At 67.8% G+C, this 9,138-nt stretch carries 6 protein-coding genes; all 6 read left to right on the top strand.

The window, feature by feature from the left end:
- The first annotated feature begins 337 nt into the window (after nucleotides 1-337).
- The gene (gene typA, locus LCE31_RS31530) at nucleotides 338-2,209 is read left to right on the top strand and encodes a translational GTPase TypA (protein ID WP_225020448.1); all 1,872 of its coding nucleotides are present in this window, start codon (nucleotides 338-340) and stop codon (nucleotides 2,207-2,209) included.
- A gap of 572 nt (nucleotides 2,210-2,781) precedes the next feature.
- Nucleotides 2,782-3,813 (top strand): ABC transporter permease, encoded by a 1,032-nt coding sequence (locus LCE31_RS31535; RefSeq protein WP_225020450.1) that lies wholly within the window; start codon nucleotides 2,782-2,784, stop codon nucleotides 3,811-3,813.
- Nucleotides 3,814-3,921: 108 nt separating this feature from the next.
- Nucleotides 3,922-5,724 carry an ABC transporter substrate-binding protein gene (locus tag LCE31_RS31540; RefSeq protein WP_225020452.1) on the top strand — a complete coding sequence of 601 codons (1,803 nt, stop codon included), beginning with the start codon at nucleotides 3,922-3,924 and terminating at the stop codon, nucleotides 5,722-5,724.
- A gap of 159 nt (nucleotides 5,725-5,883) precedes the next feature.
- Nucleotides 5,884-6,861 carry an ABC transporter permease gene (locus LCE31_RS31545; protein WP_225020454.1) on the top strand — a complete coding sequence of 326 codons (978 nt, stop codon included), beginning with the start codon at nucleotides 5,884-5,886 and terminating at the stop codon, nucleotides 6,859-6,861.
- Nucleotides 6,862-6,872: 11 nt separating this feature from the next.
- Nucleotides 6,873-7,934, top strand: a complete 1,062-nt coding sequence (locus tag LCE31_RS31550) for an ABC transporter ATP-binding protein (RefSeq protein ID WP_225020456.1) — start codon at nucleotides 6,873-6,875, stop codon at nucleotides 7,932-7,934.
- A gap of 26 nt (nucleotides 7,935-7,960) precedes the next feature.
- Nucleotides 7,961-9,076, top strand: a complete 1,116-nt coding sequence (locus LCE31_RS31555) for an ABC transporter ATP-binding protein (protein ID WP_225020458.1) — start codon at nucleotides 7,961-7,963, stop codon at nucleotides 9,074-9,076.
- Nucleotides 9,077-9,138: the final 62 nt, after the last annotated feature.

Genomic DNA, 9,138 nt, shown 5'->3' on the forward strand with positions numbered 1-9,138 from the left:
GCCGTTTCTGAGCAGGCGAGCCGCCCGCCGGCCGCACCGCGCCCCCAGCGCACGCGTCCCGCCCGGCACGGCTCCACCCGGTCCCCGGACGCTGTCCGCTGCCGGTTCCCGCGCCGTCTCCCGGCGCGCGCGGGCCCTCGCACAGACCGTCTCCCGGCGCGCGCGGGCCCTCGCACGGGCCGCCTCGCGGCGCGTGCGGCCCCCCGCACCCTCGGCCGGGCGGGCCCCGGGGGGGGGGGCCCCGTACGATGGACACAGCCGTGGCGTGACGCCCGGCGGGCGGACGGGCCAGACCGACAGCCGCCTCATCCCACGATCGAGAGAAGCGTCAGTCAGCATGCCCACGCGCCACGACATCCGTAACGTCGCCATCGTCGCCCACGTCGACCACGGCAAGACCACTCTGGTCGACGCCATGCTGAAGCAGGCCGGCGCCTTCGCCGCGCACGCCGCGGAGCACCTCGACGAGCGGATGATGGACTCGAACGACCTGGAGCGTGAGAAGGGCATCACGATTCTGGCCAAGAACACGGCCGTGAAGTACCACCCGAAGGATGGCGGCGACGTCATCACCATCAACATCATCGACACCCCCGGCCACGCCGACTTCGGCGGCGAGGTCGAGCGCGGCCTGTCGATGGTGGACGCGGTGGTGCTGCTGGTCGACGCCTCCGAGGGGCCCCTCCCGCAGACCCGGTTCGTCCTGCGCAAGGCGCTCGCCGCCCGGATGCCGGTCATCCTGTGCATCAACAAGACGGACCGCCCCGACTCCCGGATCGCCGAGGTCGTCGACGAGACGTACGACCTGTTCCTGGACCTCGACGCGGACGAGGACCAGATCGAGTTCCCCATCGTCTACGCGTGCGCGCGGGACGGCGTCGCGTCGCTGACCAAGCCGGAGGACGGCACCGTCCCCGCCGACAGCGACAACCTGGAGCCGTTCTTCTCCACGATCCTGGAGCACGTCCCGGCCCCCGAGTACGACGAGGCCGCCCCGCTCCAGGCCCACGTCACCAACCTCGACGCCGACAACTTCCTCGGCCGTATCGCGCTGTGCCGCGTCGAGCAGGGCGAGCTGAAGAAGGGCCAGACCGTCACGTGGATCAAGCGCGACGGCACGATGTCGAACGTCCGCATCACCGAGCTGCTGATGACGGAGGCCCTCACCCGCAAGCCCGCCGAGAAGGCGGGCCCCGGTGACATCTGCGCCATCGCCGGCATCCCGGACATCATGATCGGCGAGACGCTGGCCGACCCCGAGAACCCGATCGCGCTGCCCCTGATCACGGTCGACGAGCCGGCCATCTCCATGACGATCGGCACCAACACCTCGCCGCTCGTCGGCAAGGGCGGCAAGGGCCACAAGGTCACCGCCCGCCAGGTCAAGGACCGCCTCGACCGCGAGCTGATCGGCAACGTCTCGCTGCGCGTCCTGGACACCGAGCGCCCCGACGCCTGGGAGGTGCAGGGCCGCGGCGAGCTGGCGCTGGCCATCCTGGTCGAGCAGATGCGCCGGGAGGGCTTCGAGCTGACCGTCGGCAAGCCGGAGGTCGTCACCAAGCAGATCGACGGCAAGACCCACGAGCCCATCGAGCGGATGACGATCGACAGCCCCGAGGAGCACCTCGGCGCGATCACGCAGCTCATGGCGACCCGCAAGGGCCGCATGGAGACCATGACGAACCACGGCTCCGGCTGGGTCCGCATGGAGTGGATCGTCCCGTCGCGCGGCCTCATCGGCTTCCGTACGGAGTTCCTGACCCAGACGCGCGGCACGGGCATCGCGCACTCCCTCTTCGAGGGCCACGAGCCGTGGTTCGGCGAGCTGCGCACCCGCCACAACGGCTCGCTCGTCGCGGACCGTTCGGGCGTGGTGACGCCGTTCGCCATGGTCAACCTCCAGGAGCGCGGCGTCATCTTCACCGAGGCCGGCACCGAGGTCTACGAGGGCATGATCGTCGGCGAGAACTCGCGCGCCGACGACATGGACGTGAACATCACCAAGGAGAAGAAGCTCACCAACATGCGCGCGGCCTCCGCCGACACCACGGAGAACGTGGTCCCGGCGCGGAAGCTGTCGCTCGAGCAGTCGCTGGAGTTCTGCCGCGACGACGAGTGTGTCGAGGTGACCCCCGAGACGGTCCGTATCCGCAAGGTCGTCCTGGACCAGAAGGAGCGGGGGCGCGCCGCCTCGCGCGCCAAGCGCTGACGCACGCGCCGGGCGGTCCTGTGCGGCCCGTCGGGCCGCGCACCGGACCCCCGGGCGGGCGGTGAGGACAGCAGGACGGTGAACGACGGCCCGGCTCCGCCGCACGGCATCGCGTGCGGCCGGAACCGGGCCGTTTCCTATACCGATTCGTCCCCGGCGGGCAAATCATTTTCCTCTGAATACCGTCCGAATATCGGACGTCGCTCTCCGGAACATATGTTAACGGTCCGTTTCGGGGGTGTCTGTCTGGGCTTGGTTTGTCCGGATTTCGGGCGGACACCTCTGGGCGATGTTGTCAAAACGAGACCCTTTAAGTGTGGTTTACGGCCCGGCCGTACTTAATAGTTGGCTCCATTGAGCTCGGGTCAATGGGTCATGCGCTGTGGGGGGCGACGACTCACGAGCACACTGAGGGCAGGCAACTGGCGCGTCGAACCGCTGAGTCAGCGCGCGTAGACGACTGCCCTTCTCGCAAGTGACAAGTGGACTCATGAGGAGGACCCCATGCGCGGTGCCATACGCACCACACGGGTCGGGCGCGCGATGGTGATCCCCACGGGGGAAGTGCGATCGTGACAAGTCCAGTGCAGACCGAGGACACCTCGGTCCCCGGGGGCAACGGTCCCGACGCCCTCAGCAAGGACGGGGCGCAGGAGACCAAGCCCAGCGAGGGCCTCTCTCCCGGTCAGTTGATGTGGATGCGTTTCAGGCGCGACCGCACCGGGATCATCTCGGCCTGTGTCGTGATCTTCTTCTTCCTGATCGCGATCCTCGCCCCCGTCATCAGCAAGCTGTACGGGAAAGATCCGTACACGCTCTACGGGCAGAACAGCCTGACTCTGCTCAACGAGTTCAACATGCCCTCGGGCTCCTTCGGCGGTGCGTCCGGCAGCCACTGGTTCGGCATCGAACCGAACCTCGGCCGCGACGTGTTCATGCAGCTGCTGTACGGCATGCGCACCTCGATCTACACCGCACTCGGCGCGACGCTCGTCATCGTGATCCTCGGTGTGCTGATCGGCCTGGTGGGCGGTTACTTCGGCGGCGCGGTGGACTTCTGGCTCGGCAGGTTCACCGACCTCCTGCTCGGCTTCCCCTCGCAGCTGTTCATGATCGCCTCGATGCCCGTCATCACGGCCGCGTTCGTCAAGCCGGACGAGAACACCCCGGTCTGGCTACGGGCCGCCGCGATCATCTTCGTCACCGGCATCCTCGGCTGGATGGGCCTCGCCCGACTGATCAGAGCGGCCACCCTCACCATGCGCGAACGCGAGTTCGTGGAGGCGGCGAAGATCTCGGGTGCCTCGCCCTGGCGCATCATCCGCAAGGAGCTGCTGCCGAACCTCTGGTCGCCGATCCTGGTCCAGGCGACGCTCCAGCTTCCCTCGAACGTCCTGAACGTCGCGTTCCTCTCGTTCGTCGGTGTCGGCTTCGTCGAGCCGACCCCGGACTGGGGCCGCATGTTCTCGAACGGCGCGGGCTTCATCCAGCAGGACCCGGCGTACATGGTCTACCCGGGCGTCGCGATGGTCATCTTCGTACTGGCCTTCAATCTCCTCGGCGACTCCGTCCGAGACGCCTTCGACCCGAAGTCCGGGCGCTGACAATCCCGTCGGTGCCCCGCTGAGGGGATTGCTGCCCCGGCGCCGGATTCAGGCCGCGCGCACAGGCAGCACAGCCCGATCACTACTGACAGATAGGTACTCACCACCATGAGGATCTTTGGCTCGCGCAGAACCCAGGCCGCGGTCATAGCCGTGGCCGCGGGGTCGCTGGCTCTCACCGCGTGCGGTGGCAACGACGGGGGAAGCAAGGGGCAGCCCAAGACGCAGACCCAGTCGGACGCGAAGAAGCTGAGCCAGCCGGTCGCCTTCGGCAACGCCCAGCAGTCCACAGGACCGGCCCCGGCGGTGGCGGGTGCGCACAGCGGCGGCACCATGCAGGTCTACCAGCAGGCCGACTTCTCGCACCTCGACCCGGGCCAGACCTACGTCAGTGACGGCAAGGTCCTCGACCGCCTGCTGCAGCGCGGTCTGACGCAGTACTCCCAGGACGCCAGCGGCAAGCTCACCGTCGTCGGCGACCTCGCCACCGACTCCGGCAAGCAGTCCGACGGCGGCAAGACCTGGACGTACACGCTCAAGGACGGCATCAAGGACCAGAACGGCAACGCGATCACGTCGGACGTCATCCGGCACTCGATCGAGCGCCTGTACGCGTCCTTCGAGACCGACGGCCCGACCTACATCCAGCAGTGGCTCTCCGGTGCCGGCACCACGTACCGCAAGGCCCTCCCGGGCGGCGGCTACGACGGCAAGCACCTGCCCGACTCGGTGCTCTCCACGCCCGACGCGAAGACCATCGTCTTCCACTTCAAGCAGGCCGAGCCCGACCTGCCGCAGGCGCTCACGATGCCCGGCTACGCGGCCGTGCCGATCAAGGGCGACACGAAGCAGAAGTACGACCAGATGCCGCTGTCGACCGGTCCCTACAAGATCGGCGACTACAAGCCCGGCAAGTCGATGACGCTGGTCAAGAACCCGGAGTGGGACCCGAAGACGGACTCGGTGCGCCACCAGTACGTCAACGGGTTCAACATCTCGGTCAACGTCCAGAATCTGGACCAGACCAAGTCGATCCTCGCCGACCGCGGCACGGACAAGAACGCCATGCAGTGGACCGGCGCCGTCGAGACCACCCAGGTCCCGAACGTGACCAGCAGCAAGGCCGCCATGGCCCGCACGATCCAGGGCTACCAGCCCTACGTGTGGCAGATGAACTTCAACATGGACCGCATCAAGGACAAGCGGATTCGTGACGCCATCACGTACGCCATGCCGAGCGCCCAGATCTACAAGCTCGACGGCGGCGCGTTCGGCGGCGAGGTGGCCAACAGCCTGCTGGCCCCGACCCTGCCCGGCTTCGACGCGAAGTACGACCCGTTCGGCAAGCTGAAGAAGCCCAACGGCGACATCGCCAAGGCGAAGGCGCTGATCAAGGCCGCGCACGCCGAGGGCAAGAAGGTCGTCTACGCGTACGCCAACACGCAGATCCGCCAGCAGCAGTCGGTGATCATCACCAACATGCTGAAGGAGATCGGTCTCGACCCCATCACCAAGGAGGTCGACAACCAGAGCTGGTACGAGCAGATGGGCAAGCTCAAGAACGGCATGGACCTCTACATGACCGGCTGGGGCCAGGACTGGCCGTCCGCCTCCACGGTCATCCCGCCGACGTACGACGGGTCGAACCTTCAGGACGGGTCCTCGGACTACTCGCACGTCAACGACCCGAAGGTGAACGCGGACATCGCGGCGGCCGAGAAGATCACGGACCCGGCGAAGGCCCAGGCGGCCTGGACCGCGATCAACAAGGACATCATGGAGCGGATCAACCCGGCCGCCCCGGTCTACTACACCAAGACGTTCCAGATCTTCGGATCGAACGTCGGCGGTCTGCGCTACTCGAACGACTCGAACGAGGTCGACGTGACGCAGGTCTTCCTGAAGAAGTAACCCTCTTCAAGGGAGTACCGCAGCACAGCCCGTAAGGCCCGTCCCGATGGTGCGCACCCGGCGGAGTGCGCGCCATCGGGGTGCCGGGCCAGTGTTTCCCGAGTCTCCGAGTCCCTCGACTCCTCACAGCAGCCGCCGTCCTGAGAGCAGCGACCAGCCATGCTTCAATTCCTCATTCGCCGGACGTTCGGCGCCGTCCTGATCCTCATATTGATCAGTGCGATCACGTACTTCATGTTCTTCGCCATCCCGCAGGACCCCGCGACGCTGGCGTGCGGCAAGAACTGCACTCCGGACGCGCTGGCGATTGTCCGCAGGAACCTCGGCACCGACCAGCCCGTGTACCTCCAGTACTGGCACTACGTGGTCGGCATCGTCATGGGACGTGTCCAGGGCGGCAGCCACTGCCCCGCGCCGTGCCTCGGCATCTCCTTCGCGAACGGCCAGAACGTCTGGTCGACGATCCTCGACCGCTTCCCGCTGACGCTCTCCCTGATGATCGGCGGCGCGGCCGTCTTCCTGGTCGTCGGCCTCGGCGCCGGCATGCTGGCCGCCTGGAAGAAGGGCAGCCTGATCGACAAGATCTTCAGCGGCGGCTCGCTGGTGCTCAGTTCGTTCCAGATCTACTTCCTCGGCCCGCTGGTGATGCTCGCGCTCGTGTACTCCACCGGCTGGCTCGACAAACCGTCGTACACGCCGATCACCCAGAATCCGGTCGCCTGGTTCACCGGCCTGATCATCCCCTGGGCCGTCATGGCGACGATCTTCACCGCGCAGTACACCCGTATGTCGCGGTCCTCGATGATCGAGCAGCTCCAGGAGGAGCACGTCAGAGCAGCCCGCGCGAAGGGCATGTCCGCCAAGTACGTGTTCTTCCGGTACGCCTGGCGCGGTTCGCTCATCCCGATCATCACGATCCTCGGCATCGACATCGGCGCCCTGTTCGGCGGCGGCATCGTCACCGAGGTCACCTTCGACCTCGCGGGTGTCGGCAGGCTCGCCCGTGACTCGGTGATCCAGAAGGACCTGCCCACGACCCTGGGTGTGATGCTGTTCAGCTCCGCCTTCATCCTGCTGTGCAACATCGTCGTGGACGCGTGCTACGCGCTCATCGATCCGCGCGTACGGCTGTCCTAGGAGTAACGACAGTGACCACACTCACCAAGCCCGAGGGCGCTCCTGCGCCGACCGCGTCCGACCCCTTCCTTTCGGTACGCGACCTCAACGTGCGCTTCTCCACCGAGGGCGGCGTCGTCAAGGCCGTGAACGGGCTCTCCTTCGACCTTGAGCGCGGCAAGACGCTCGGCATCGTGGGTGAGTCGGGCTCCGGCAAGTCCGTGACGAACCTGTCCATCCTCGGCCTGCACGCACCCGAGACCACCACGGTCGAGGGCGAGATCTGGGTCGACGGCCAGGACGTCACCGACCTCTCGCGCCGGGAACTCGAATCCCTGCGCGGCAACAAGATCGCGATGATCTTCCAGGACGCGCTGACCGCGCTCTCCCCGTACTACACGGTGGGCCGGCAGATCGCCGAGCCCTTCCGCAAGCACACGGGGGCGTCGAAGGCCGAAGGCCGGGCGCGCGCCATCGAGCTGCTGGGCAAGGTCGGCATCCCCGACCCGAAGAACCGCGTCGACGACTACCCGCACCAGTTCTCCGGCGGTATGCGCCAGCGCGCGATGATCGCCATGTCCCTGGTGTGCGACCCGTCGCTGCTGATCGCGGACGAGCCCACGACGGCGCTCGACGTGACGGTCCAGGCGCAGATCCTCGACCTGCTCAAGGACCTCCAGCAGGAGTTCGGCTCCGCGATCATCCTGATCACGCACGACCTCGGCGTCGTCGCCAACACGGCCGACGACATCCTGGTGATGTACGCGGGGCGCGCCGTCGAGCGCGGCACCACGCGCGAGGTCCTCAAGTCGCCGCAGCACCCGTACACCTGGGGCCTGCTCTCCTCCATGCCGGGGCTGGCCGGCGACGTGGACGAACCGCTGCGGCCGATCCCCGGCTCCCCGCCCAGCCTGCTCAACCCGCCGTCCGGCTGCCCGTTCCACCCGCGGTGCGAGTTCGTCGACCTGGTCGGGAACGACCGCTGCTCCGGCGAGCGTCCGGCGCTTCCCACGGGGCGCGGTTCCGCCTGCCACCTCACGGCAGAGCAGAAACGCCAAGTGTTCATAGAGAAGATTCAGCCCCGGCTGGGCTGACGTACCGGCGACTGGGGCTAACCACCATGAGCGAGAACAAGACGACCACGGCCGTCACCGACAAGGCCGCACCGGCCAAGGGCAGGCCTCTCCTTGAGGTCAAGGGCCTGACGAAGCACTTCCCGATCTACGGCGGGTTCCCGTTCAAGCGACAGGTCGGGGCCGTCCAGGCCGTCGACAGCGTCAGCCTGGACGTCTTCCCGGGCGAGAGCCTCGGCCTCGTGGGGGAGTCCGGCTGCGGCAAGTCGACGACCGGCCGGATGCTGACGCGGCTCCTGGAGCCGACCGGGGGAACGATCTCCTACGAGGGCCGCGACATCACGCACGCGGGCCGCAAGGAACTGGCGCCGATCAGGTCCGAGATCCAGATGATCTTCCAGGACCCGTACGCGTCGCTCAACCCGCGCCAGACGGTCGGCAAGATCATCTCCGGCCCGATGGAGATCAACGGCATCAACCCGCCCGGGGGCCGCGAGGCCAGGGTCCGTGAGCTGCTGGAGACCGTGGGCCTGAACCCGGAGCACTACAACCGCTTCCCGCACGAGTTCTCCGGCGGCCAGCGGCAGCGCATCGGGGTCGCCAGGGCGCTCGCCCTGGAGCCGAAGCTGATCGTCGCCGACGAGCCGGTCTCCGCGCTCGACGTCTCGATCCAGGCGCAGGTGGTCAACCTGCTCCAGGAGCTCCAGCGGGAGCGCGGCATCGCCTTCGTCTTCATCGCCCACGACCTCTCGATCGTGCGGCACTTCTCGCAGCGCGTCGCGGTGATGTACCTCGGCAAGGTGGTCGAGATCGCCGACCGCGACACGCTGTACACGGGCCCCCGCCACCCGTACACCCACGCCCTGCTGTCCGCGGTGCCGGAGACGGACATCGACGCGCAGCAGCGGGAGCGCATCCGCCTGGTCGGTGACGTCCCGTCGCCGATCATGCCGCCGTCCGGCTGCCGGTTCCGTACCCGCTGCTGGAAGGCGCAGGACAAGTGCGCCACGGAGGAGCCGCCGCTCGTCCGGATCAGCGGCAACGCGGAAGGGCACCTGACGGCCTGTCACTTCCCCGAGGACCCGACGATCGCCGCCTCGGCCCGCAAGGAGGACGTGGTCATGGACCCGGCCCTGCGCTCCCTGGAGAAGGGCACGAGCTGACGCTCCGCCCCGTACGGCACCTGCGACGGCCCCGCCGCCCCGGTCACCGGGGGAGCGGGGCC

It is taken from the genome of Streptomyces sp. 8L, assembly GCF_020176795.1.
Lineage (GTDB): Bacteria > Actinomycetota > Actinomycetes > Streptomycetales > Streptomycetaceae > Streptomyces.